Below are 21237 nucleotides of genomic sequence, written 5' to 3' on the forward strand. Positions count from 1 at the left end.
TCCCAGGTAAGCTGAGGGGGTGAGCACGCAGACTCTCCCTGACGTCGAGACCCGGCCCGAGGGCACGGACCACACCGGGGACGACACCCCGAAGATGTTCCACTACGTGCGCAAGGCCAAGATCGCGGAGAGCGCGGTCATGGGCACGCACGTGGTGGCGCTGTGCGGCGAGGTCTTCCCGGTGACGAAGTCGCCGAAGCCCGGCTCGCCGGTGTGCCCGGAGTGCAAGAAGATCTTCGACGGCCTGCCCAAGGGCAACAGCGGTCAGTGAGCAGCACCCCCGTGCCCCGGCGCCACTTCCAGGCAGCCGGGGCACACCCGTGCGCGCACGAAGCTGCACCGGCACCGCGTGACGCTCACGAGGTGATCAGAGCGACGCGCCCACGCACCGGCCCTGCGTGACGCCGGCGCGCGCAAGGTGGCCGGCCGGTGCGCGACACCAGCGCGCACAGGACCGCCCAGCCCCGCGCGGCCCCGCTCACCGGGTGCCCGGGACCGGAGCGCCCTCCGACCGGGCCGCGCCGGCGGTCACGCGCCCGCGCCGGCCGTGACGGTGCGCAGGTACAGCACCTCGTCGGCTTGGCCGAGGATGCCGTCCTCCAGCGGGAAGTAGTTGAACCCGGGTTCGCGCGGCGCGCAGCCCAGCGCCCGCAGGCCGGCCGCGTCCAGCAGGTGGCCGCCTTCCGGCAACGCGCGCAGGACGCCTTCGACGGTGCCCGGGTCCGGCTCGCCGATGTCGCGGTGGTCGGCGCGGCCCAGCGCGCTCACCACGACCCGGTAGTCGCCGCCGAGCCGGTCGGCGAGGTGCGCCCCGGCGGGGTGCCAGCGCAGCGCGGTCGTCCCGAACGCCATCTCCGCCGCCCCGGTCCGCACGTGCTGGTTGTGCGCGAACACCAGCGTCCGGCCCCGTTCGGCCAGCGCCTCGACGTTCTCGGCCATCATCGCGTCGCGGATCGCGGCCAGGCGCTGCCAGCGGTCGTCGGTGTCGCGCGCCATGGCCGCGTGGTAGGCGAGCACCCCGGCGGCCGTGCGCCCGGCGAGCAGCGCGTCCGCGAGGCCGGCGGTGCCCGCGCGCCGCAGGTGCGGCAGCTCGCAGGTCACGGCCCACCGCAGGTCGTCCACGAGCCCGCGCAGCTCGTGCACCCGGGGCTCGGACCCGACCGACCGGGCGGGTTCCATGGCGGCGGCCGGTTCCTCCCAGCGCGCGTCGTCCCCGAGCAGCCGGTCCAGGAGCGCCCACGGCACCGGCTCGGACCCGCCGACGTGGGCGCGCGTGAAGTCGTGCAGCCGGCGCAGGGCCGCGCGGGGGCTGGGTGCGCCGGCCATCTCGACCGGGGCGTCGAAGCCCGCGAACCGCAGCCGCCGGTCGGCCGGCCGGTCCCGGTTGCGCTCGCGCATCCAGCGCACCAACTCCCGGTCGGCGGCCGACTTGACGAAGTCGTGGGTGAACCCGGAGGCGATGACCTCGTCCTCGTCGCCGGCGCCGCCCGCGACGTAGTCGTCGACCAGCAGGCCGTGCCACGCGCTGGTCTCCAGGGCGATGGTGGTGAAGCCGGCCGCGTCCACCAGGGCTTCGAACAGGGCGTTGCGGACGAGGGGGAACTCCTCCTCGCCGTGCATGGGCTCGCCGAGCGCGAGCACGCGGGGCGGTGCCTGGGCGATCCGGCCGGCGACGGCGGCACCGAGCGCGCGGCGGTCCTCGGAACTGGTCAGCGGGACGGGCGTGGTCATGCGGGGTCCTTCCACCGGTCTGCGGGAACGCGATGACCAGCTCAACCGTATCGTTGATGATGCGGTTGAACCCTGGTCGTGAACCACCAGGGAGAACCGGTGGAAAACCTCAACACGGAGGGCAGATGCGCCCGATCGACCTGGCCCGCCGGCACTGCCTGTCGACCCAGGCGGTGCGCAACTACGAGGACGCCGGCCTGCTGCCGCCGGCCGAGCGCACCGCCTCGGGCCACCGGCGCTACGCGCAGCCGCACGTGCTCGCCCTGGCCGCCTTCCTGGCCCTGGTGCCCGCCCACTCCCACGCCACCGCGTCGGCCGTCATGGTCGCGGTCAACTCCGGCCGGCTCGACGACGCGCTGGACCTGATCGACCGCAGCCACGCCGGGCAGGTCGCCGCCCGCGCCATCGTGGACTCGGTCGAGGGCAGCCTTCGGGACATCACGGTCCAGCGGTGGACCGGGCCGCCGGTGGCGATCGGGCCGCTCGCCCACCAGCTCGGCCTGCGGCCCGCCACCCTGCGCCGCTGGGAGGACGACGGCCTCCTGCGACCGGGCCGCGACCGGGCGGGCCACCGCGTCTACGCCGCCGACGACGTCCGCGACGCGCACCTGGTCGGCCAGCTCCGGCGGGCGGGGCACCGGGTCGCCGACATCCGGCTGCTGCTCGACGAGCTGCGCGGCACGAGCGACCCGGCCCAGGTCACCCGGGCGCTGGCGGACCGCCGCCGCGCCCTCGACGCCCGCTCGCGCGCGATGCTGACCGCAGCCGCCGCGCTGGACCGCTACCTCGGGGCCCGCGCCGACCCGCCGGCGTGAGCACCGGGGGTCAGGGCGCGCGGTCGACCGGCAGGGGCGTCGTGCGGTCGATCTCCGGCACCGGGGGAGCGGGGTCCTCGTCCCGGGGCGCGGTCGCCGCGTCGTCCTCGGTCCACGCCGCCCGGCCGGTGTCGGTGCGGATGCGCTCGGCGGCCCGCTCCAGCTCCAGCCGCCGCCACCGCCGCCGCTGCCGGCGGGTCATCCGGGCCGGCCACATGTCCTGGATGGCGGCGTTGAAGTAGGCCCCGATGGTGATCGCCAGCCCGATGAAGAACGCGAACAGCAGGAACGCGATCGGCGTGGCGAGCGCCCCGTAGGTGTAGCCGGTCGTGGTGATCCACTGGATGTAGAGCCGCAGCCCGATGGACGAGAGCAGGAACACCGCCATCGCCAGCACCGCGCCCGGCAGCAGCCGGTGCCAGGGCAGCTTGTTGGGCAGCGAGAGCTTGTACAGGGTCGCCAGCGCCAGCACCAGCAGGACGCCGATGCCCGGGTAGTAGAACGCGCCGAGCCAGAACTCCACGGTCGGCCGCCACCCGGTGGGGAAGACCAGCAGCAGCAGGTCGGGGCCCAGCGCCAGCACGGGCAGGCCGACGATCAGCAGGACCAGGCTGACCACGTACAGCAGCAGCGCGAAGATCCGCTGCCACACCTCGTTGCGCACGCCGTACTGGTCGTGCGCGGCGGTGATGGCGTCCACGAAGCTCGACATGGCCGACGACCCGGCCCACAGCGAGATCAGGAAGCCGACCGAGACTATCTCGCCCTTGCCGGTGGTCAGGATCTGGTCGACGGTCGGCGCGATCACGCCGTTGACGACGTCCTGGCTGAAGATCGTCCGGCAGAACGAGATGATCCGGTCCTTGACCGCCGAGACGACCTCAGGCCCCAGCCAGTCGCCGAGGTAGCCCATCGACCCGAGCAGCCCGAGCAGCAGCGGCGGGAACGACAGGGTCTGCCAGAACGCGGCTTCCGCGGCCTCGGAGAAGATGCTGCGCTCCCACGCCTTCTCCAGCGTGCGCGCCAAGAGCCGCAGTGGCCCCTTCTTGGGCGTGCTGCGTGCCGTCTCGTCGTCAAGCGAAGCCATCGCACCTCCAGCATGGTGCATCCCTGCGGATTTCGCGGCATCGACCCGGTGGGTGTCGCCGTCCGCCACCACCCGCATACCTCCGGGCAACGCCCCGCACACCTGCGCGCCACCCGGGTCCGCCCGGCGCCGACACGACCGCTGAGCCCAACCCCACACCCGCCCCGCGACCAGCGGGAACCCCGCCGCCCGACCACCGACCCCCGCCACGACCCCGGCCGGCGGGTCCGCAGCGGGTAGGCTGTCCCTGCCCTCGACGGTCGTCACCCCGAGGGCATTCGCATGTCGCCCGTGACGCGCCGGGGGACCACGAGCAGCGCCGGAGGGAACCAGGTTGTCGCAACCGCAGGTCGCCACGACCCGCCCGCTGCGCGCCTGGCAGCGGCGGGCCCTGACCAAGTACCTCGCGGCCAAGCCGAAGGACTTCCTGGCGGTGGCCACGCCCGGCGCGGGCAAGACCACGTTCGGCCTGCGGGTCGCCGCCGAGCTGCTCGCCGACCGCACGGTGGAGACCGTCACGATCGTGACGCCCACCGAGCACCTCAAGCACCAGTGGGCGAAGGCGGCGGCCGAAGCCGGCATCGCGATCGACTCGAACTTCCGCAACACCAACGCCGTCACCTCGCGCGACTTCCACGGCGTCGCCCTCACCTACGCCCAGGTGGCCGCGCACCCGATGCTGCACCGGGTGCGCACCGAGCAGCGCAAGACGCTCGTGCTGCTCGACGAGGTGCACCACGGCGGTGACGCGAAGTCGTGGGGCGACGCGATCCGCGAGGCGTTCACGCCCGCCGTGCGCCGGCTGAGCCTGACCGGGACGCCGTTCCGCAGCGACGACTCGCAGATCCCGTTCATCAACTACGAGCCCGGCCCGGACGGCCTCCAGCGCAGCAGGGCGGACCACTCCTACGCCTACTCCGACGCGCTCAAGGACGGCGTCGTCCGCCCGGTGATCTTCCTGGCCTACTCGGGCGAGGCGAGCTGGCGCACCAGCGCGGGCGAGGAGTTCTCCGCCCGGCTCGGCGAACCGCTGACCCAGGAGCAGACCGCGCGGGCGTGGCGGGTCGCGCTGGACCCGACCGGCGAGTGGGTGCCGTCCGTGCTCAAGGCGGCCGACCTGCGGCTGACCCAGCTCCGCAACGGCGGCATCCCGGACGCGGGCGGCCTGGTGATCGCCACCGACCAGACCGTGGCCAAGGCGTACGCGGAGATCCTGCACCGGGTCACCGGCCACACCGCGACGCTCGTGCTGTCCGACGACCCCAAGGCGTCCGGCCGCATCGCCGAGTTCTCCCAGACCTCCGAGCGCTGGATGATCGCGGTCCGGATGGTGTCCGAGGGCGTGGACGTGCCGCGCCTCGCGGTCGGCGTCTACGCGACCAGCTCGTCCACCCCGCTGTTCTTCGCGCAGGCCATCGGCCGGTTCGTGCGCGCGCGGGCCAAGGGCGAGACGGCCAGCGTGTTCCTGCCCAGCGTGCCCGTGCTGCTCGGCCTGGCCAGCGAGCTGGAGCAGCAGCGCGACCACGTGCTGGGCAAGCCGCACCGGGAGAAGGACGGCTGGGACGACGAGCTGCTGGCCCAGGCCAACCAGGTGCAGGACGAGCCGGGCGAGGAGGAGCGGGCGTTCACCGCCCTCGGCGCCTCGGCCGAGCTGGACCAGGTGATCTACGACGGCTCGTCGTTCGGCACGGCGGCGTTCGCGGGCAGCGACGAGGAGCAGGAGTACCTGGGCCTGCCCGGCCTGCTGGAGCCCGACCAGGTCCGCGCGCTGCTGCGGCAGCGGCAGGAGAAGCAGCTCGTGGAAGCGGGCAAGAAGGCGGCCCCGGTCGCGCCGCCCCCGCAGCAGGCCCGCCCGGTCGGTGTGCAGGAGCGCCTGGCGACGCTGCGCAAGGAGCTGAACACGCTCGTCGCCATGCACCACCACCGCACCAAGAAGCCGCACGGCAAGATCCACAACCAGTTGCGCGAGTACTGCGGCGGCCCGCCCACCGCGATGGCCAGCATCGAGCAGCTCGAAGAGCGGATCGCCACCCTGCGCTCCTGGTAGCCGCTCGCCGGCCATCACCTGAACGTCTTTCACGTTCACCCGTTCGTCGGAACGCCGTCCACCGGCCGTGATCGCCTGGGCCGTTCGGCTCAACACCTCTTGCTCCGGGTTATCCGTCTGTTAGCTCATCGTTCCGTCTTGATCGCTCCAGTGTGCTTCCGGTCACCTCGTCACCGGGCATACGTTGTGCGCCACAACATTCTCCGCGTAGCTCGGAAGGGATGGCGGATGCGCAGCAGGAGCCTCGCCCTCATCGCCGTCGGCACCGGCCTGGCCGTGGCCGTGACCGCGTGCGGTGCCAACACATCCGGCGGTGGCAGCACCCCGGGCAGCACCACCACCCCCGGTGGTCCGGACGGCGGCGCGCAGGTCGGCGTCATCCTCCCCGAGACCGCCACCTCCGCCCGCTGGGAGAGCTTCGACAAGCCCATCCTGGAGAAGGCGCTGCGGGCCGAGGGCCTCGACCCCGACATCCAGAACGCCCAGGGCGACGTGCAGAAGTTCTCCACCCTGGCCGACGGCATGATCAACGCCGGCGTCAAGGTGCTGATCATCGCCGCGCCCAACAGCGAGGTCGGCGCGTCGGTCGCCCGGAAGGCCGAGTCCCAGGGCATCCAGGTCATCGACTACGACCGGCTCAACCTGGGCGGCAGCTCCCAGTACTACGTCTCGTTCGACAACGTCAAGGTCGGCGCGCTCCAGGGCCAGGGCCTGGTCGAGGGCCTGGCGAAGCTCGCGCCCGGCAAGAAGCCCGCCGAGGTCATCGAGATCGAGGGCGCACCCACCGACAACAACGCCACCCTGTTCTCCCAGGGCCAGCGCGAGGTGCTCCAGCCCCGGTACGACTCGGGCGACCTCGCGCTGGTCCAGTCGCAGCCGATCGAGGGCTGGGACAACCAGAAGGGCGGCACCACCTTCGAGCAGATCCTCACCGGCAACGGCCAGCGGGTGGACGGCGTGGTCGCCGCCAACGACGGCCTCGCCGGCGCGGTGATCACCGTGCTCAAGAAGTTCGGCCTCAACGGCAAGGTCCCGGTCACCGGCCAGGACGCCACGCCGGAGGGCCTCCAGGCGGTCCTGCGCGGCGACCAGTACATGACGGTGTTCAAGCCGATCACCGAGGAGGCCGGAGCCACCGCCAAGCTGGCCGCCGCCCTCGCCAGGAACGACACCGCCGCCGCCGACGCCCTGGCCACCGCCACCAGCGAGGACCCCAAGGGCAACCGCAAGGTGAAGTCGGTCCTCCTGACCGCCCAGCCGATCACCAGGGACAACGTCAAGGTCGTCGTGGACGCCGGCTTCGTCAAGGCGTCGGAGATCTGCGTCGCCGACACCCGGGCAGCCTGCGCCGAACTCGGCATCAAGTGACCGCGCGCCGGCGTGGGGGTTCGGCGGACGCACCCCCGCGCCGGCACACCTCTCCGCACTGCCGCTACGCCCGCCACCCCGGGCGCAACCGGAGGAACCACCCCATGACCGACCCGATCCTGCAACTCCGCGGTCTCACCAAGAGCTTCGGTCCCGTGCGCGTCCTGCACGACGTCGACTTCACCGTGCAGGCCGGCGAGGTGACCGCGCTGGTCGGCGACAACGGCGCCGGCAAGTCGACCTTGGTCAAGTGCATCGCGGGCATCCACCCCGCCGACTCCGGCGAAGTGCGGTTCGACGGCAGACCGGTGCGCATCGGCGGTCCCCGCGACGCCGCCGACCTGGGCATCGAGGTCGTCTACCAGGACCTGGCGCTGTGCGACAACCTCGACGTCGTCGAGAACATGTTCCTCGGCCGGGAACGCGGCCGGTACGGCCTGCTGGACGAGGCGGACATGGAGCAGGCCGCGCGCCGGACGTTGAGCTCGCTGTCGGTCCGCACGGTGCAGTCGGTGCGCACCCGGGTCGCGTCGCTGTCCGGCGGTCAGCGGCAGACCGTGGCGATCGCCAAGGCCGTGCTGTGGAACAGCCGGGTGGTGCTGCTGGACGAGCCGACCGCCGCGCTGGGCGTCGCGCAGACCCGCCAGGTGCTCGACCTCGTGCGCCGGCTCGCGGAGCAGGGCCTCGGCGTGGTGCTGATCAGCCACAACATGAACGACGTGTTCCAGGTCGCGGACCGCGTCGCGTGCCTCTACCTGGGCCGGATGGCGGCCGAGGTGCAGACCGGGGACGTGACGCACGGCCAGGTGGTCGAGCTGATCACCTCGGGCCGCTCCGGCGACCTCGGCATCGCCCGCCCCGAGCCCACGACGACCTCCGGGACCACGGCATGACCCACACCGCCGGCGACACGCCCCCGCGCAGCACCCCGCCGGGCGCGCTCTCCGACTTCGGCATCGACACCACCTCCCGGTCCACCGACGAGGCGCTGCGCGACTACTGGGCCCGCGTGCGCGGCGGCGACCTCGGCCCGCTGCCCGCCCTGCTCGGCCTGGTCGCGCTGCTCGTGGTGTTCAGCCTGCTGTCCGACACGTTCCTGACCCTGGGCAACCTCGCCAACCTGCTCGCGCAGGGGGCGAGCATCACGATCATCGCCATGGGCCTGGTGTTCGTGCTGCTGCTGGGCGAGATCGACCTGTCGGCCGGCACCGCGTCCGGCGTGACCGCGTCGGTGATGGCGCTGCACCTGGTCAAGGGCGGCAACCTGCTCGGCGGCATGGGCGACACCGTGTTCTTCGCCTTCTGCGGCGCGCTGCTGCTCGCGGTCGTGCTGGCCTGCGTGATGCGGATCTGGCCGGGTGCGGTGCTCTCCGCCGTCGCGCTGGTGATCGCGCTGGTCGGCGTGCCGCCGAACCCGTGGGTGGAGATGCTGCTCGCGGTCTGCGTCGGCACCGCGATCGGCTGCCTCACGGGTTTCCTGGTGGCCACCGTGGGCATCCCGTCGTTCGTGGTGACGCTGGCGCTGTTCCTCGCGTGGGGAGGCGTGATCCTCCAGCTCATCGGCCAGGGCGGCACCCTGGGCCTGAAGGACGAGGTGCTGTTCGCCGTCGCCAACGGCAACCTGTCCACAGCCGGGTCGTGGATGCTCTTCGCGCTGGCAGCGGGCGGTTATGCTGCCGTCGTGCTCGGCAGGCATTTCTCCAGGTTGCGCAGGGGCCTGGTCGCTTCCCCCACCCCGTTGGTGCTGACGAAGGTCGGCGCGGTCGTCGCGTTGGCCGCCGTCGGGACCGGCCTGCTGACCCTCGACCGCTCGAAGTCCGAGCTGGTGGTGATCGCCGGCGTGCCGTACGTGGTGCCGGTCGTGCTGGTCCTGCTGGTGATCGGCACGTTCGTGCTGGAGCGCACGCGCTACGGCCGGCACGTGTACGCGGTGGGCGGCAACAAGGAGGCGGCCCGCCGCGCGGGCATCGACGTCCCCCGCATCCGGATGAGCGTGTTCGTGATCTGCTCGTCGGCCGCCGCGGTCGGCGCGATCGTCTACTCGTCGAAGGTGGGGTCGGTCGACCCGAACGCCGGCGGCGACAACACGCTGCTGCTGTCCGTGGGTGCGGCCGTGATCGGCGGCACGTCCCTGTTCGGCGGCAAGGGCCGGCTGCGCGACGCGGTGATCGGCGCTGCCGTGCTCGCCACCATCAACAACGGCATGGGCCTGCTCAAGCAGCCCGCCGCCGTGGTCTACGTCGTCACCGGCCTGGTGCTGCTGCTGGCGGCCGGCATCGACGCGCTGTCCCGTCGCCGGGCGGCGGTGGCACCGCGCTGACGTGACGACACCCACCGCCGGCGCCCGACCGGACGAGGTCCGCCGGCACAACCGGACGGCCCTGCTGCGCCGCCTGCACGTGGACGGGCCGTCCACCCGGGCGTCGCTGGCGGCCGACCTGGGCCTGAACCGCAGCACGATCAAAGCCCTGGTGGACGGCCTGGCGGAGACCGGCGTGGTGGCCGAGCGGGTGCCCGCGCAGCGGTCCGGCGCGGGCCGCCCGTCGCTGCTGGTCCTGCCGCAGCCGCAGGCCGCCGTGGTGCTCGCCGTCGACGTCCGGGTGGAGCAGGTGGCGATGGCGTTCGTCGGCCTGGGCGGCGACATCCTGGGCCGCGACTCGTGGAACCTGCACCACCGGTCCCGCGACCCGGGCGAGGTGGTCACGCATGTCGCCGACTCGGCGAAGCTGCTGGCCGACGAGCTGGGCGTGGCGGCGCTGGGCGTCGGCGTGTCGGTGCCGGGCGTGGTGCGCCGGTCGGACGGCCTGGTGCACGAGGCCCCGAACCTGCACTGGACCGACGTGGAGCTGGGCCGGCGGCTCTCGGCGGTGCTCAAGGTGCCCGTCCAGGTCGGCAACGACGCGGAACTGGGCGCGCTGGCCGAGCACCTGCGCGGGGCCGCGCGCGGCTCGTCGGACGTCGTCTACATCTCCGCCGACGTCGGTGTCGGCGGTGGCGTGATCTCGTCCGGGATGCCGCTGCGCGGCACCGGCGGGTACGTGGGAGAGCTGGGGCACATGGTCGTGCGGCCGGGCGGGCGGCGCTGCTACTGCGGCTGCCACGGGTGCTGGGAGACCGAGGTGGGGGAGGCCGCGCTGTGCCGCGCGCTGGGCCTGCCCGAGGACGCGCCGCGCGGTGCCGTGGTGGCGGAGCTGCGCTCGTCGGAGGCCGTGGCGCACCGGCTGGGCGAGTTCACCGAGTGGCTGGCCACCGGCCTGGTGACCGTGGTCAACGTGCTGGGGCCGGAGCAGGTGGTGCTGGGCGACCTGTTCACCGCGCTGCCCGACCCGGTGGTGGAGACCGTGCGGCAGGTCGTGCGGCAGCGCAGCCTGGTCAGCCGCGCGGTGGGCGGCACCCGGATCGTCACCTCGCCGCTGGGCCGGGACGCGAAGCTCCTCGGGGCGGCGGAACTGGCCTTCGAACCCGTCCTGGGCGAGGTCTGAGCCCGTCCGGTAGCGGCCCGGACGCGCACCGCAACCGTTGGCACGTCCCGAAACCGGCAATCCCGTCGAGGCGCTGCCCGCCGGCACCGGTCCTGACATGCAGGGGGGCGGAGACCTCTCGGCCTCCGCCCCGGACGGCTAGGGTGCTCGCAGACCTCGCGGCCTGCTCGTGTTCAGCCCTGCTGCAGTTCGGCAGCGAGTTCGCGCAGCTTGGTGCTGTGCTCCCGGGCGTGGTGCCCGCAGAACAGCAGCTCGCCCCCGGAGGGGAGCACGGCGCGCACCTGGGCAGCAGCCCCGCAGCGGTCGCAGCGGTCGGCAGCGGTCAACTCGGGGCGGGTGAGCGTGGTAGTCATGGAAATCTCCCTCCGTCCCGGCACCGGGGATTCGGTGCCCTCACACCTAGCTGCGACCACCCCGCAACTGGCTGGTGCGTCGTGTTCGCTGGCTCCACTCTTGCAGACGCACGGGCTTAAGTCAGTGTTCCCGTACCCGTGGCGACCCGCGTCACTGGAGATTTACCCACGTCCTCGCCGCCCGAACCCGCGACTTCCACCGGATCGCCCGCCTCAAGCTCACGTTCCGCTGTCATGCCAACGCTTTCAGACCTGCGGATTCGGGGCGGGAACGGGTCGCGCTGCTCCGAACGGTGGGTCCCCGCTAGGCCGAACTGTGATCGGTAACACTTTGGTCAGCCCAGAGCGAACACGGCCCGGCATTCCATCATCCGGACGCATAACGTCCAGTTCACCGGCCCGTCACCTCACACCGTCCTCACGCGACGGACGCGGGCGACCACCCGACGCGACCGCCGCGCCACTCGACACCGCGTCGATTCGCGCCCACCGGACACCCCCGGAACGCCGGACGCCGGCACCCCCGAGGGGGCGCCGGCGTCCGGGCTCGTGGCTCAGTCCAGGTAGTCGCGCAGCACCTGGGACCGCGACGGGTGCCGCAGCTTCGACATGGTCTTCGACTCGATCTGGCGGATGCGCTCGCGCGTCACGCCGTAGACCTGGCCGATCTCGTCCAGCGTGCGCGGCTGGCCGTCGGTCAGGCCGAAGCGCAGCCGGACCACGCCCGCCTCGCGCTCGGACAGCGTCGCCAGCACCGACTGCAACTGGTCCTGGAGGAGCGTGAACGACACCGCGTCCACCGCCACCACGGCCTCGGAGTCCTCGATGAAGTCACCGAGCTGGCTGTCGCCCTCGTCGCCGATCGTCTGGTCCAGCGAGATGGGCTCACGCGCGTACTGCTGGATCTCCAGCACCTTCTCCGGCGTGATGTCCATCTCCTTGGCCAGCTCCTCCGGCGTGGGCTCGCGGCCCAGGTCCTGGAGCAGCTCGCGCTGGATGCGGCCGAGCTTGTTGATGACCTCGACCATGTGCACCGGGATGCGGATGGTGCGGGCCTGGTCGGCCATGGCGCGGGTGATCGCCTGGCGGATCCACCACGTCGCGTACGTGGAGAACTTGTAGCCCTTGGTGTAGTCGAACTTCTCCACCGCGCGGATCAGACCCAGGTTGCCCTCCTGGATCAGGTCCAGGAACGCCATGCCCCGGCCGGTGTAGCGCTTGGCCAGCGACACGACCAGGCGGAGGTTCGCCTCCAGCAGGTGGTTCTTGGCGCGCTCGCCGTCGCGCACGATCCAGCGCAGGTCGCGGCGGAGCTGCGGGGTGAGCTTCTCGCTCTCCTCCTCGGCCCGGCGCACCCGCTCGGCGGCGTAGAGGCCGGCCTCGATGCGCTTGGCGAGCTCGACCTCCTCCTCCGCGTTGAGCAGGGCGACCTTGCCGATCTGCTTGAGGTAGGCGCGGACCGAGTCGGCGGACGCGGTCAGCTCGGCGTCCTTGCGCGCCTGCCGCAGCGCCTCGGACTCCTCCTCGTCCCAGACGAAGTCGCCCTCGCCGGGCTTGGCCTCCTCCTCGGCGGGCTCCTCCTCGACCGGCTCGTCGATCAGCTCGACCTCGTCGACCAGGTCCTCGTCGCCGGGGGCGCCCTCGATGTCCTCGGGCTCCTCGCCGTCCTTCTTCACCTTCGCCGGGGCCCCGGCGGTGGCGGCCTTGGCGCCCGTCTTGCGCGGGGCCCGCGTGGCCGTCTTGCCCGCCGCGGCGGTCTTCGCCGCCGGCTTCTTGGCCGGGGCCTTCCTCGCCGAGGGGGCCTTGGGCGTCTCCTCGGCGTCAGCCTGAGCTGCCTGAGTAGTCTTCGCGGCTGCCACGTACGCCCTTTCGCGACTGTCGATCAAGGCAAACCGAAGGGCGCGAACCTCGGTCGCCTGAGTACGGGGGAGAGCCCGCCGGATCGTTCGTCAGCGGGGCACCGTTCCATTGTAACGACGTGACTCGCGTGCCGATGCGCATCACCCGCATCAGATGCGCATCGACAGGCGTTCTCGCAGCTAGGAGCCCCGCGAAAATCGGGGGTTCGCGCGGTGCCCCGGCGGGGTCGCGGAGCGTGCCGCCGCCGGTTGCGCCGATCGTGTCACGGTCGGTGGCGCAGGCCGTGCGTCGCCGCCACGGCCGCGCCGACGATGCCCGCGTCGTTCTTCAGCGCCGCCGCCACCACCTCGGTGCGCACCTCCAGCAGCGGCAGCCACTTCTCCGCCTTCTTGCTGACCCCGCCGCCCGCGATGACGAGGTCCGGCCAGATCAGGTCCTCCAGCACGCCGAGGTAGCGGGACACCCTCGGCGCCCACTCCGCCCAGCTCAGGCCCTTGTCCTCCTTCACCGAGGCTGCCGCGCGCTTCTCCGCGTCGTGCCCGTCCACCTCCAGGTGGCCGAACTCGGTGTTGGGCACCAGGTCGCCGTCCAGGAACAGCGCGCTGCCGATGCCGGTGCCGAAGGTCAGCAGCACCACCAGCCCGTCCCGGCCCTTCCCGGAGCCGAACCGCATCTCGGCGATGCCGGCGGCGTCCGCGTCGTTGAGCACCACGACGTCCTCCACCGGCCGACCGAGCCGCCGGGCGAACAGGGCGGCGGCGTCCGTGCCGATCCAGCCCTTGTCCACGTTCGCGGCCGTGCACGCGACCCCGTGCTTGATCACGCACGGCAGGGTGACGCCCAGCGGGCCGTCCCAGCCGAACTTCTCCACGATCTCGGCGACCACCTCGGCGACCGCGTCCGGCGTCGACGGCTGTGGCGTGGGGATGCGCAGGCGCTCGCCGTCCAGCGCCCCCGCCTCCAGGTCCACCAGTCCGCCCTTGATGCCCGAGCCGCCGATGTCCACGCCGAACCCGCGGGTCATGCCCATCCCGGTGGTCCTTCCTGCTCGATTCAGTGACCGTGGCCGGAGACACTAGCCTGCGAATCCCCGATAGTCCCGCGTGAGTGACCCTGGAGGAACCTTGCAGTCCGATCCGCGTGCCCTGGTCGACATCGCGGTGCTGGTGGGCCGGGAGGCGGGCGACCTCGTCCGGACGACGCGGTCCGCCGCGGTCTCCGAGGTCGACACGAAGAGCACCGTCACCGACGTGGTGACCGCCGCGGACCGGGCCTCCGAGCAGCTCGTGCGCAAGCGCTTGGCGGAGCTGCGCCCCGGCGAGCCGGTGATCGGCGAGGAGGAGGGCGGCGACGCGGTCGAGGGCCTCACCTGGGTGGTCGACCCGATCGACGGCACGGTCAACTACCTCTACGGCATCCCCCACTACGCGGTCTCCATCGCCGCGCAGGTCGACGGCGTCTCGGTGGCGGCGGCCGTGGTGGAACCGGCGAGCGGCCGGGTCTGGACGGCGGCGACCGGCGCGGGCGCGTGGCTCGACGGCCGCCGGCTCGCGGTGTCCCCGGCGACCGACCTGCGGGTGTCGCTGCTCGGGTACGGGTTCGCCTACCGGGCCGACCGCCGCGCGCGCCAGGCGCGGACGTGGGCGGGCATGGCGCACCTGCTGCGCGACATCCGGCGGACCGGCGCGGCGGCTTTGGACCTGTGCGCCGTGGCGGCGGGACAACTGGACGCCTATGCGGAGCACGGCCTGGGGCGCTGGGACTGGGCGGCGGGCGCGCTGCTGGCTCGGGAGGCGGGTGCGGTCGTGCGCCTGCCTGGCGAGGCGCCGGAACTCGGCGCGGACGCCGTGTTCACCGCCGCGCCGGGCATCGCGGACGCCCTGTTCGAGACGCTCGTGGAACACGGCTTCGGCGAGGTCTGAACCGCCGAACTTCACCCGGACCTACTAGCCCGGACGGGTGGTTCACGCCGGTGGCCGGCACGCCGCGCCGGCCGCGCCCGTCCCACCTGCTGCCCGCACCGCGTCGACCGACGCCGGGCGACGGGTCCCCGGGCCGCTCGCCCCGGGTGGAGGCGGAGGTCAGCAGTGCACGTCGCGCGCGGCCTGGAGGTTGTCGGCGTTCACCGACGGCGTGCTGGGCTCGGAGACCTGCCCGCCCTGCCGGTCGGGCTGCTGCTCGGCCCACGCGGCGAGCTGGTCGAGCACCTTGCGCGCGTCGTGGTTCGGCTTGACCTCGCTGAACTTCTTGCCGACCGCCACGTCCACGGTCGCGTCCTGCCGGTCGTCGCGGACCAGTTCGAGGCACGGCTCGATCAGGCTCAGCGTGCGCGCCGCGCCCGCGCCCGGGGCGCCGAAGCGGATCTGGCCCCGGCAGGTCATGTCCTGCGCCGGGTAGAGCGGGTCGTTGCCGGGCTCGCCGGCCTGCTTGAGGCCCAGCTCGGCGAGCGTCGTGGCGACGAACTTCGCCTGGTTGCGCTGAGTGCTCGCGTTGAAGACGCGGAACTGGACGCTGCCCGCCGGCACCGGCTCGGTGCGGTCCAGGGCGTCGTGCCCGAGCACCGCGCCCATCACGGGCGGTGCGGCAGGCGGTGCGCCACCCGCCGGCGCGGCCGTCGTGGACGGGGCGCTGCCGGGGGTGTTGCACCTGATCGCGGCGTCGACGTCCCCGGCGTCGGCCAGCACCCGGTTCCACACCACGACCGACGTCACCGCGAGCAGTGCGAACAGCACCAGCGCCGGCACCGGCCGCCGCCTCCGGTACCGCGTCGACCCGCCACTCCCCGAACCGGGTCCCACGTCCGCCGACCTCCCCTGGCGTAGTGCTGTTGTGATCAGGCTAGGCCGCGCCCCCTGATTCCGCGTCCCGGGGCCGGCCGTTGCGGGCCGCAATCACCCGGTAGCGGACGGTCGCGCACCGCCGCTGCGCGGTCACGTGGACGCCTCCGGGCCTCGGGCCCCGCCTGAAGCCTATCGGGCCAGCTTGTGAAGGGCCTGTCACCCGTCTGCTCAATTAGGGGGAACCCGGTGCACACCACCCCGTGCGATGAGCTACCCTCTCGGCGCTCCGCGCGCTCCCGGACACCTGATGCGTCGACGTACAGGGGGTTGGCGCCCGGCCGCGCGGGCGAGACCTCCGTCACTGGGGACGGAGGGCACAAACAGGGGCGCTGGTGCGTTAACCAGCGACACGAACAGTCTCCGTTGACCGCAGGGGTGAAAGAAGATGGCGACCGACTACGACGCACCGCGTCGCAGCGAGGCAGACGAACTCGCTGAGGACTCCCTCGAGGAGCTCAAGGCGCGGCGTAATGAAACACAGTCCGGGGTCGTCGACGTGGACGAGGACGCGTCCGCCGAGAACTTCGAGCTGCCGGGTGCCGACCTGTCCGGCGAGGAACTGACGTTCAAGGTCCTGCCCAAGCAGGCGGACGAGTTCACCTGCTCGAAGTGCTTCCTGGTGCACCACCGCAGCAGGCTCTCCGAGGAAGTGAACGGCCAGTACATCTGCCGCGACTGCGCCTGACCGGCGCGGGCAGCGCGGCGGACCGACCGGCGACCCACCGTTCCAGGGCGCTCACCCCTCCGCCGGGGTAGCGCCCGGACGCGTTGGCCACCACGACCGCACGACCGCCGACCACCCCGCCCCGGTGCCGGGTGTGACGCAGCGAACACCTTCCGCCGGCAGAGCCCTCGGGCGCGATGCTCACGCACCGTCCTCGGGCCGCCGTCGGACCCCGCTCAGCCCTCCGGACGGGTGTCCCCCCGCAGGGCGGCGACCAGCTTCTCCGGCGAGCGCACGCTGAACAGCCAGTACGGCGTCGGGTCGGCCGGGTCCTCCAGGGTGATCTTCACCATCGGCCCGATCCACCCCCGGTGCGCGACGAACGCCATCGGGTCCAGGTAGGGGCCCATCGCCTTGCGCTTGGTCTTCGCGTCGAACACCTCGACCTCGCCCAGCAGGTCCACCGGCACGTGCGCCTGGCCCACCCTCAGCTCGCCGCCGGACACCTCCACCCTGAGCGAGCCCATCCGCCACACCAGCAGCAGCGCCAGCGGCACCGTGACGACGTAGGGCAGCCACGACCGCACGCCCGGGAAGCCCATGTGGATCTCCGCCGCCAGCAGCACGGCCGCCGCCAGCGGCAGCAGCCAACCCCACCAGGGCACGAACAGGCGCTCGCGGAACGTGGTCGGGGCGGTCACAGCACTCTCGCTCACACCACCAGGGTAGTCTCGCGCGCCGTGCCCAGCGTCGAGGTCCTGCTGTCCCGGCTCGATCCGTCCGTCCCGCCGCCGTCCTACGCCAGACCGGGCGACGCGGGCGCGGACCTGGTGACGACCTCGGACGTGGTGATCGAACCGGGGGAGCGCGTGGTGGTGGGGACCGGGATCGCCATCGCGCTGCCCGACGGGTACGCGGCGTTCGTGCACCCGCGCAGCGGCCTGGCGGCCAGGGTGGGCCTCGGCGTGGTGAACGCGCCGGGGACGATCGACGCCGGCTATCGGGGCGAGATCAAGGTATGTCTGGTCAACCACGACCTGCGCGCGCCCGTCGTGCTCACCCGAGGCGACCGGATCGCCCAGCTCGTGGTGCAGAAGGTCGAGCACGCGGTGTTCCGCGAGGTCGACGACCTGCCCGACTCGGACCGGGGCGCGGGCGGCTACGGCTCTACAGGCGGGCACGACGTGCTCGCCCGGACGGAGGGGTAAAGGCGATGTTCGGAAAGCGCCGCAAGCGCGGTAGGCACTCCGCGAACCGGGGGACGGCGCAACCCGAGGCCGACTTCCCGGAGGACGGCCCGGCGGAGGGCCCGTTCGACGACGGGCAGGCGCCCGACGACGGCCTGACCCGCCTCGACCTGGGCTCGATCCGGCTGCCGGTGCCCGACGGGGCCCAGCTCCAGGTCGAGATGGACCCGGCGGGCGAGGTGCGCGCCGTGCACCTGCTGACGCCGGTCGGCCAGCTCACGGTCAGCGCGTTCGCCGCGCCGAAGTCGGACCGGCTGTGGCCCGAGGTCGGTGCCGAGCTGATCGCGCAGCTCAAGGGCGACGGGTTCCGGATCAACCGGGAGAACGGCGACTGGGGCGAGGAGATCAGCGCCCGCAACAACGACGTGCACCTGCGCTTCGTGGGCGTGGACGGGCCCCGGTGGATGCTGCGGGGCGTGGCCGCCGCGCCGTCCGAGGAGCAGTCGGTCCAGGCCGTCGAGGCGCTCTACGACCTCGTCCGGGACACCGTGGTGGTGCGCGGGGACCGGCCGATGCCGGTCCGCACCCCGCTGCCGATCGAGCTGCCCGAGGCGATCGCCCGGCACATCGCGGCGCAGCAGCAGCAACAGCAGGGCTAGGCGGACGTCGAGCGCGGCGCGGTCCGGGTCCACGGGTCCGCGCCGGGTCCGCATGACGGCGGTTTCCTCCCCCGCGCGGGGTACTCCGGGGGCGTGGTCCGCCGGTCTTACACGATGGTGTGTTCTTTCGACTGGGTCGCGGCTCCGGCTGCGGCCAGGTAGGCGTCGAGCGCGGCCCGGCCGAGCGCCGAGCGGTCCGCGCCCAGCGCGTCGAGCGTCGTCGTCCTCATCGCCGCCCGGGGGAGGGCGGCCAGCCACGTCTCGGCCACCGCGAGCGGGTGCACCGGGTCGTCGGCGCACCCGGCGACGCCCACCGGCACGTCCAGCCCGCGCAGGTCGTCGAGCGCCGGCGCGACCGACCCGGCGGCTTCGCGCAGGACGTCCGCCAGCCGGTCGCCGTACCGGGGCCACGCGCGGCGCAGCTCCGCCCCCACCCAGCCGTCGACGCCGGCCAGCGCGGCCACCAATCCTTGACCGTCAACGGCCGCCGCGCTCGCCCGCGCGGCCAGCGCGGCGGGCGCGTCACCCGCCGGTCCGACCCACGCCGGCAGCGCCACCACCACACCGGCGCACCGCTCCGGGTACCGGACCGCCCACCGCGCCGCGACGTGCGCCCCCAACGACACACCGCCCACGACCAGCGGTTTCCCCGCCCACAGCGCGTCCAGCGCGGCGAAGTGCGCGGCGACCGAACGCGACCGGGGCGCGACCAGTTCGAACCCCGAGGCGGCCAGCGGCCCGGCGAAGGCGGAGCGGACGAACACCTCGTCCGACGCCGTGCCGGGGAGCACGACGAAAGTCGGTCGGACGTCCCTCGAAGTCATGGTTTGACATCCTCCCCCAGCCGGATACCCGATCGGGGGTACCCGGTTACGCTGGTCTTGGACGGGCTTCGCTGTCGAGGCCCACGAAGCACCCAGGAGTCGGGGATGACCAACACTGGGGGCGGCTACTGGCGCCGCCTCGTGCGTCGGCTGACCACCGACGTCAGCGAGCTGGACGCCGACGACCTCTCCCGAAAAGTCGTGGAGGTCGGAGCCGTCCGCGCGTGTGACTGCAAGTCCGGCGAGGAGGTGACGGTGCTCGGCAGGCTGCGCAGCGTGGAGCTGTGCCCCCGGGACGCCGCCGCCACCCTGGAGGCCGAGCTGTACGACGGCACCGAGGGCGTCACCCTCGTCTGGTTGGGCCGCAGGCGCATCGCGGGCATCGAACCGGGCAGGACCATCAAAGCGCGCGGGCGGATCGCCGTGCGGGACGGGCGCAAAGTGCTCTACAACCCCTATTACGAGTTGCAGATCGCTTCATGACGACCACCGGGACAGAGAAGCAGCCGACCCTGCTGGAGCAGATGGGCGGGGTCAGCGGTCTGCTGTACTCGTCGCTGCCCGTCGTGGTCTTCGTCCTGGTCAACGCCTTCGCCGGGCTGATGCCCGCGATCTGGGCGGCACTGGGGTCGGCGGTGCTGATCGGCATCGCCCTGGCCGTGCGCAAGGGCTCGCTCCAGCCGGCCGTCTCGGCGGTCTTCGGCGTGGGCATCGCGGCGTTCATCGCCTACCGGACGGGTGACGCCAAGGGCTTCTTCCTGTTCGGCATCTGGCAGAACCTGGTCTACGGCGGCGCGTTCGTCCTGTCGATCCTGGTCCGCTGGCCCCTCGCGGGCGTCGCCTGGAACTTCCTCAACGGCCAGGGCACGGCGTGGCGCAAGGACCGCGCGTCGGTCCGCGACTACGACATCGCCACCCTGGTGTGGGCGCTGGTCTTCGGCTCGCGGTTCGTGGTGCAGCGCTGGCTGTACGACGAGGCGTCGGTGGGCTGGCTGGCCGCCGCGAAGCTGGCCATGGGCTACCCGCTGATGGCGGTCGCCCTGGTCGCCACGGTGTGGGCGGTCCGCCGGTCGGACAAGCGCCTCAAGGCCGCCCAGGCCACCGAGGAGGAGGAGAACCGCTTGGCGGAAGATCGCCTGCGGACCCAGCACGGCACCGCCGAGGAGCGCTGACCCCACCGCACCTGACGACGCGGCCCCGACCCCCTTGGGTTCGGGGCCGCTCTGCTGACCGGGCTTCGCCCCGCCCGTGGTGGGGTCGGCATCACCGGGTGACGGGTGGGCGTTTCCGGACCCGCCGTCGCCCCCTCCCGTGCCCAGGAAGGGTGAAGGGGCCGTCACATCGGCTGACGACCCGGCGGCCCTGTTGGTCCGCACCCGCCCCGCCGCTAACTTCGGATCCACGGCGGAAAATGTCACGCAAATCGACGGCTGCCGCTCACGATTATCCGGATCGCCGTCCACGATCCGGCGGGACGTGCTTTTCACGTGAGGGAGAACCATGACCACGTACACGCTGAACATCGACCCCGGTGACGCCGGTGCGGCTGCGATCAAGAACCTCAAGCAGTTCGTGACCGTGGCAAAGGCGTCGGACGGCGGCACCTCCGCCGGCACCGACGTGCCGAACGTCAACTGGTTGGCCTTCTCGCCGTGGGACAAGAACGCGGTCGTCTGGGAGGAGAAGTACGCGCTGTTCGCCACGCAGACGGTGATCGAGCACGGCAAGCAGATCATCCAGGGCTCCTCCCAGGACGACCCGACGCTCGGCCGGGAGTACGCGTTCGACGACGGGACCTGGACCGACAACGGTTCGGGCACCCAGGGTCGCTTCCAGATCCGCAACGAGAACGGCAAGACCACGAATTTCGGCCTGGCCCTCGAAGTGAGCGTGCAGGGCGGTCCGATGCAGTACTCGCCGCTGGCGATCAACGAGGTGGGCAACAACGAGCACGTCAGTTACGAACCGCTCGAAATCGTTTACGTCTACCTGAACTCGAACGGCAACAACGGTGTCATCTGGGACGTGAGCAGTGATGCCCTGGAAGTGACGTTGACGCCGGCGAACCCGTCGGCGGAAATCGGGTTCGACATCGACAACAACACGTTCTTCCTGCAGAAGTCCGCCAAGCCGCTCGAAGGCGCGCACTGATCCACCAGGTGCCGCACCAGGTGCGGTGCGACGCAGCGAGGTGGGTGGCGCAGGGGTGTGCCGCCCGCCTCTCCGGTGCCGTGGGTGTCGCCGTTCCCGGCGTTGGGGGTGAGGAGCAGTGCGCGAACGGTCCGTCCCGGGGCAGCCGCCCGGGGCCGTTTCCCTGGTG

22 protein-coding genes are annotated in these 21237 nt (G+C 72.6%); 14 read left to right on the plus strand and 8 right to left on the minus strand.

The window, feature by feature from the left end; translation table 11 throughout:
• Positions 1-19 precede the first annotated feature (19 nt).
• A complete protein-coding gene (locus tag AB0I60_RS34330; protein WP_360737568.1) occupies positions 20-271 on the plus strand; it encodes a DUF3039 domain-containing protein in 252 nt (83 codons plus the stop codon).
• A 257-nt stretch (positions 272-528) separates the two neighbouring features.
• On the opposite strand, the gene AB0I60_RS34335 is transcribed toward AB0I60_RS34330, so the two are convergent.
• Entirely contained in the window at positions 529-1731 is a 1203-nt protein-coding gene (locus AB0I60_RS34335; protein ID WP_360737570.1) for an erythromycin esterase family protein, read from the minus strand.
• A 125-nt stretch (positions 1732-1856) separates the two neighbouring features.
• On the opposite strand from AB0I60_RS34335, the gene AB0I60_RS34340 reads away from it, so the two are divergent.
• A complete protein-coding gene (locus AB0I60_RS34340; RefSeq protein ID WP_360737572.1) occupies positions 1857-2546 on the plus strand; it encodes a MerR family DNA-binding transcriptional regulator in 690 nt (229 codons plus the stop codon).
• 10 nt (positions 2547-2556) lie between these two features.
• On the opposite strand, the gene AB0I60_RS34345 is transcribed toward AB0I60_RS34340, so the two are convergent.
• The gene (locus tag AB0I60_RS34345) at positions 2557-3633 is read right to left on the minus strand and encodes a YihY/virulence factor BrkB family protein (RefSeq protein WP_360737575.1); all 1077 of its coding nucleotides are present in this window, start codon (positions 3631-3633) and stop codon (positions 2557-2559) included.
• Between the two features lie 334 nt (positions 3634-3967).
• Between AB0I60_RS34345 and AB0I60_RS34350 the strand changes: the two genes are divergently transcribed.
• From AB0I60_RS34350 to AB0I60_RS34370, 5 genes are all read left to right on the plus strand, one after another.
• Positions 3968-5680, plus strand: coding sequence for a DEAD/DEAH box helicase (locus AB0I60_RS34350; RefSeq protein ID WP_360737577.1), 1713 nt, complete (start codon positions 3968-3970; stop codon positions 5678-5680).
• 228 nt (positions 5681-5908) lie between these two features.
• On the plus strand, positions 5909-7048 hold the full coding sequence (locus AB0I60_RS34355) for a substrate-binding domain-containing protein (RefSeq protein WP_360737579.1): 1140 nt from the start codon (positions 5909-5911) through the stop codon (positions 7046-7048).
• Positions 7049-7152: 104 nt separating this feature from the next.
• Complete coding sequence (locus tag AB0I60_RS34360) at positions 7153-7941, plus strand: ATP-binding cassette domain-containing protein (RefSeq protein WP_360737581.1); 789 nt, start codon at positions 7153-7155, stop codon at positions 7939-7941.
• Positions 7938-9368, plus strand: a complete 1431-nt coding sequence (locus AB0I60_RS34365) for an ABC transporter permease (RefSeq protein WP_360737584.1) — start codon at positions 7938-7940, stop codon at positions 9366-9368. Before AB0I60_RS34360 ends, AB0I60_RS34365 begins: the two co-directional genes overlap by 4 nt.
• Position 9369: 1 nt before the next feature.
• The gene (locus AB0I60_RS34370) at positions 9370-10530 is read left to right on the plus strand and encodes an ROK family protein (RefSeq protein WP_360737586.1); all 1161 of its coding nucleotides are present in this window, start codon (positions 9370-9372) and stop codon (positions 10528-10530) included.
• Between the two features lie 173 nt (positions 10531-10703).
• Here AB0I60_RS34370 and AB0I60_RS34375 read toward each other — a convergent pair whose 3' ends face one another.
• The 3 genes from AB0I60_RS34375 to ppgK form a co-directional block, all read right to left on the minus strand.
• Entirely contained in the window at positions 10704-10883 is a 180-nt protein-coding gene (locus AB0I60_RS34375; protein WP_121011206.1) for a hypothetical protein, read from the minus strand.
• A gap of 554 nt (positions 10884-11437) precedes the next feature.
• Positions 11438-12742, minus strand: a complete 1305-nt coding sequence (locus AB0I60_RS34380; protein ID WP_360737589.1) for an RNA polymerase sigma factor — start codon at positions 12740-12742, stop codon at positions 11438-11440.
• Between the two features lie 263 nt (positions 12743-13005).
• A complete protein-coding gene (gene ppgK / locus AB0I60_RS34385; RefSeq protein WP_360737591.1) occupies positions 13006-13773 on the minus strand; it encodes a polyphosphate--glucose phosphotransferase in 768 nt (255 codons plus the stop codon).
• A 94-nt stretch (positions 13774-13867) separates the two neighbouring features.
• On the opposite strand from ppgK, the gene AB0I60_RS34390 reads away from it, so the two are divergent.
• Positions 13868-14665, plus strand: a complete 798-nt coding sequence (locus AB0I60_RS34390; protein ID WP_360737593.1) for an inositol monophosphatase family protein — start codon at positions 13868-13870, stop codon at positions 14663-14665.
• A gap of 159 nt (positions 14666-14824) precedes the next feature.
• Here AB0I60_RS34390 and cei read toward each other — a convergent pair whose 3' ends face one another.
• A complete protein-coding gene (gene cei, locus AB0I60_RS34395; RefSeq protein WP_360737596.1) occupies positions 14825-15541 on the minus strand; it encodes an envelope integrity protein Cei in 717 nt (238 codons plus the stop codon).
• 427 nt (positions 15542-15968) lie between these two features.
• Between cei and AB0I60_RS34400 the strand changes: the two genes are divergently transcribed.
• Positions 15969-16268: a DUF4193 domain-containing protein gene (locus AB0I60_RS34400; RefSeq protein ID WP_360737598.1), complete on the plus strand. Its 300-nt coding sequence runs from the start codon at positions 15969-15971 to the stop codon at positions 16266-16268.
• Positions 16269-16483: 215 nt separating this feature from the next.
• Here the strand turns inward: AB0I60_RS34400 and AB0I60_RS34405 are convergent, their stop codons facing one another.
• Positions 16484-16963, minus strand: coding sequence for a DUF3093 domain-containing protein (locus AB0I60_RS34405; protein ID WP_360737601.1), 480 nt, complete (start codon positions 16961-16963; stop codon positions 16484-16486).
• Between the two features lie 24 nt (positions 16964-16987).
• Between AB0I60_RS34405 and dut the strand changes: the two genes are divergently transcribed.
• On the plus strand, positions 16988-17455 hold the full coding sequence (dut, locus tag AB0I60_RS34410; RefSeq protein WP_360737604.1) for a dUTP diphosphatase: 468 nt from the start codon (positions 16988-16990) through the stop codon (positions 17453-17455).
• A 5-nt stretch (positions 17456-17460) separates the two neighbouring features.
• Positions 17461-18093 (plus strand): DUF3710 domain-containing protein, encoded by a 633-nt coding sequence (locus tag AB0I60_RS34415; protein ID WP_360737606.1) that lies wholly within the window; start codon positions 17461-17463, stop codon positions 18091-18093.
• Positions 18094-18200: 107 nt separating this feature from the next.
• Here AB0I60_RS34415 and AB0I60_RS34420 read toward each other — a convergent pair whose 3' ends face one another.
• On the minus strand, positions 18201-18917 hold the full coding sequence (locus AB0I60_RS34420) for an alpha/beta hydrolase (protein ID WP_360737609.1): 717 nt from the start codon (positions 18915-18917) through the stop codon (positions 18201-18203).
• 105 nt (positions 18918-19022) lie between these two features.
• On the opposite strand from AB0I60_RS34420, the gene AB0I60_RS34425 reads away from it, so the two are divergent.
• The 3 genes from AB0I60_RS34425 (at position 19023) to AB0I60_RS34435 (ending at position 21068) form a co-directional block, all read left to right on the plus strand.
• Positions 19023-19400 (plus strand): OB-fold nucleic acid binding domain-containing protein, encoded by a 378-nt coding sequence (locus AB0I60_RS34425; RefSeq protein ID WP_360737611.1) that lies wholly within the window; start codon positions 19023-19025, stop codon positions 19398-19400.
• Positions 19397-20089, plus strand: coding sequence for a DUF3159 domain-containing protein (locus tag AB0I60_RS34430; protein ID WP_360737613.1), 693 nt, complete (start codon positions 19397-19399; stop codon positions 20087-20089). Before AB0I60_RS34425 ends, AB0I60_RS34430 begins: the two co-directional genes overlap by 4 nt.
• 328 nt (positions 20090-20417) lie before the next feature.
• Complete coding sequence (locus tag AB0I60_RS34435; protein WP_360737615.1) at positions 20418-21068, plus strand: hypothetical protein; 651 nt, start codon at positions 20418-20420, stop codon at positions 21066-21068.
• Positions 21069-21237 lie beyond the last annotated feature (169 nt).

This window comes from Actinosynnema sp. NPDC050436 (genome assembly GCF_040655415.1).
GTDB lineage: Bacteria > Actinomycetota > Actinomycetes > Mycobacteriales > Pseudonocardiaceae > Actinosynnema.

Bases quoted from the DNA above. Each gene is read 5' to 3' on its own strand.
- AB0I60_RS34400 (WP_360737598.1), top strand. From the start codon at position 15,969: ATGGCGACCGACTACGACGCACCGCGTCGCAGCGAGGCAGACGAACTC.
- AB0I60_RS34375 (WP_121011206.1), bottom strand. From the start codon at position 10,883: ATGACTACCACGCTCACCCGCCCCGAGTTGACCGCTGCCGACCGCTGC.
- AB0I60_RS34420 (WP_360737609.1), bottom strand. From the start codon at position 18,917: ATGACTTCGAGGGACGTCCGACCGACTTTCGTCGTGCTCCCCGGCACG.
- AB0I60_RS34435 (WP_360737615.1), top strand. From the start codon at position 20,418: ATGACCACGTACACGCTGAACATCGACCCCGGTGACGCCGGTGCGGCT.
- AB0I60_RS34355 (WP_360737579.1), top strand. From the start codon at position 5,909: ATGCGCAGCAGGAGCCTCGCCCTCATCGCCGTCGGCACCGGCCTGGCC.
- ppgK (WP_360737591.1), bottom strand. From the start codon at position 13,773: ATGGGCATGACCCGCGGGTTCGGCGTGGACATCGGCGGCTCGGGCATC.
- AB0I60_RS34345 (WP_360737575.1), bottom strand. From the start codon at position 3,633: ATGGCTTCGCTTGACGACGAGACGGCACGCAGCACGCCCAAGAAGGGG.
- AB0I60_RS34360 (WP_360737581.1), top strand. From the start codon at position 7,153: ATGACCGACCCGATCCTGCAACTCCGCGGTCTCACCAAGAGCTTCGGT.
- AB0I60_RS34340 (WP_360737572.1), top strand. From the start codon at position 1,857: ATGCGCCCGATCGACCTGGCCCGCCGGCACTGCCTGTCGACCCAGGCG.
- AB0I60_RS34365 (WP_360737584.1), top strand. From the start codon at position 7,938: ATGACCCACACCGCCGGCGACACGCCCCCGCGCAGCACCCCGCCGGGC.
- AB0I60_RS34335 (WP_360737570.1), bottom strand. From the start codon at position 1,731: ATGACCACGCCCGTCCCGCTGACCAGTTCCGAGGACCGCCGCGCGCTC.
- AB0I60_RS34415 (WP_360737606.1), top strand. From the start codon at position 17,461: ATGTTCGGAAAGCGCCGCAAGCGCGGTAGGCACTCCGCGAACCGGGGG.
- AB0I60_RS34425 (WP_360737611.1), top strand. From the start codon at position 19,023: ATGACCAACACTGGGGGCGGCTACTGGCGCCGCCTCGTGCGTCGGCTG.
- AB0I60_RS34430 (WP_360737613.1), top strand. From the start codon at position 19,397: ATGACGACCACCGGGACAGAGAAGCAGCCGACCCTGCTGGAGCAGATG.